Origin of the sequence: uncultured Campylobacter sp. (assembly GCF_938031315.1) — a bacterium.
GTDB lineage: Bacteria > Campylobacterota > Campylobacteria > Campylobacterales > Campylobacteraceae > Campylobacter_B.
Map to the genome: position 1 here is coordinate 1 of NZ_CALHHT010000041.1, position 2376 is coordinate 2376.

The window sequence follows — 2376 nt, forward strand, 5'->3', positions numbered from 1 at the left end:
TGGGAAGCTCGTTCCACGCAAGCTGCATATAGATCTGTTCGATATTTTGCAGGCTCACGCACTCGGGCGGTTCGCAAATCAAAGCGGCATTGCCGATAAAAACGGGCTCGGCGTCCAAAATTTCATCCACGCCGAGATAAAATTCTCCGCGCTTCCAAAAGTGATGATCGAAGTAAAACGGCTTAAGCTTAGCCGCTTCTTTTAGGTTAGGCGGCGCGCTCGTAAAGTCGTCCAAAACGAGCGCGACGAGCCCCATCTGAGCACTTAGGATCTGCGCGGTAAAATACGCGTCCCGCCTCTTAAGCTTTACGGCGAAGAGATCGCCGATTTTCGGCTCGGTCATTTCCGTCCTTTAAATTTTAATCTGTCCGCGCCCATTTGACGAGCACGGATTTTAGCGGAGCTGCGAGCTAAATTTAGCTCAAATCCGCTCCGCTACTAGGCGCTGCTTCAAATCAAAATTTCATCTGCACTCAAAGCTGCTCGCGCTATTTTCGTCTCCGCCCGCGTCGCGAAATTTACCACCGATAAATTTTATCTTCAAATGCAATCAGTCTGAATTCCTCTTTGTGGTTGCCGTTGCCGATCGTGTGGCTGTCTTGACCTGCGCCGAGGCGTAGTTTATGCAGCCTGCCGCCGTAAGTGCCGACGAATAGCACGCTGCCGTCCTCACTTAGAGCCATGGACTTTATCGTGCCGCCAAGATAGTGGCGCCAAATTTTACGCCCGTCCTTGTCGACTGCTTTGATGTAGCCGTATGCGTCGCCGAGGATGTAAAAGTCTCTTGTCGCTACGCCCGCGTAAACTCTCATCGCATCGTCGATCAGCGTGAAATTTTTCTCACCCTCTTCGTCATACGAATAAGCCTCAACCTCCAGCCCGCGCTTTAGCAGCGCCCTGTCCACGCCGATCGTGACGCCGTTGTAGAAATGGCAGGAGTTCGTGATGAGCTGCGTATCGTCCGCGCTAAATAGGCAAAAGTGCGGATATGCGCTCTGCGCGCCGATGCCGCCCAGTCGCTCGCCCTCGCTATCCATCAGGACGTGCTCATCGGTATCTTGCTCGCCCGCGACGATTAGCTCGTTGTCATTTGAGAGCGTCGCGTTTGCCATATCTATCTCGAGTTCGTCGTCGTCATCGCCCTCATCCTCGTAGATCGGATGGATAAGCTTCGAACCGCTTTGCGAGATCAAAAAAATTCCGTCATGGGCGGCCAAAAGCACCTTGCTGCCGTCGTTAAAGGGTAAAATTTCAGCCTCGTCGTAGATGATCTCAAGCTCGTGGCTAAATCTCGCCACCAGCTCGCCGCCGCTCTTGCCGTCGTAACCCCTGATCAGCCATACCTCGTCTTGATTTAGCAGGGCGTAAATTTCGTTTCGCTTGGACTTGCCCACGGCGATGACGCCCTTTGCCACTTCGCTCACGCGGTCGCCCTCCAGTAGATACAGCGTCTTGCCGTCGTCGTTTGAGGCGATAAAAAGGACGTTCTCGCCGCCAAGAGGGCAAATTTGATCGATGTCTCTTAGCTTTTTTCTCAACTTTTTATCGAAAATGACGTTTGATGGCGGAAAATCGGCTCTAAATTTTGCCGTTTCGCCGCGCTCGTTAGCCTCCTTTAGCAGCTCAAAAACCGCCTCGCAAAGCTGCGTCACACCCTCGCGCTCATCGACCGGATCTTCGCCCTTGTAGGCGTCCCAGCCGTAAACCTCCGCAAACGCCACCATATCGTTTACGGCCTTGGCGTATTTCTCGCTCTTTTCATTCCACTCTTTTTGCCACTCCGCCTTAAGCGCCTCGTAGTCCTGCTCGCGCATCTTCTCTCCTTAAGCTTAGTCTGGCCGCTTCTTTTACGGACGGCGCGTTTTGTGAAATTTTAGCAAAAAGGGCTAAATTTAGAGATAAATTTCGGATAGAGATAAGCGGATGCGCTCCGCGGCACGACTTTAAAGCATAAGGCGAATAAGCGGCGGAACAGAGTATAATTACGCGCAATTCAAACGCTTAAAGGTAAAATATGAGTAAATTTATGCCTATTTTAACGTGCTGCTTGCTTTGCTGGAACGCGGCTTTTGGCGGCGATATAACGGCGGGCTTTAGCAGAGACGATGCCAAAAACGTAGTTACGGATAGTGTTTACAAACTTATGTGGCAAGACGGCAAGGATATATTTGAGGGGGCGTATGACGAAGCCGTTAAATACTGCGAAAATTTAAATTTCGCGGGTTATTCGGACTGGCGGCTGCCGAGTATAGATGAGCTAATAAGCATAACGGATAAAACTAAATTTAACCCTGCTATAAATTCCGCTTTTAAAAACATAGCGAGCGGAGAATTTTTATGCTACCAAAGCTCTACAAAATATATCAACGACTCGTC

3 protein-coding genes are annotated in these 2376 nt (G+C 50.5%); 1 reads left to right on the top strand and 2 read right to left on the bottom strand.

The window, feature by feature from the left end:
• Together Q0236_RS01145 and Q0236_RS01150 are read right to left on the bottom strand one after the other, a co-directional pair.
• On the bottom strand, positions 1 to 343 hold a 343-nt coding region (locus Q0236_RS01145), incomplete at its 3' end, for a hypothetical protein (RefSeq protein ID WP_297914027.1).
• Between the two features lie 175 nt (positions 344 to 518).
• Entirely contained in the window at positions 519 to 1814 is a 1296-nt protein-coding gene (locus Q0236_RS01150; RefSeq protein WP_297914031.1) for a hypothetical protein, read from the bottom strand.
• 200 nt (positions 1815 to 2014) lie between these two features.
• On the opposite strand from Q0236_RS01150, the gene Q0236_RS01155 reads away from it, so the two are divergent.
• Positions 2015 to 2376 (top strand): DUF1566 domain-containing protein (locus tag Q0236_RS01155; protein WP_297914034.1); only part of this gene is annotated, 362 nt, incomplete at its 3' end.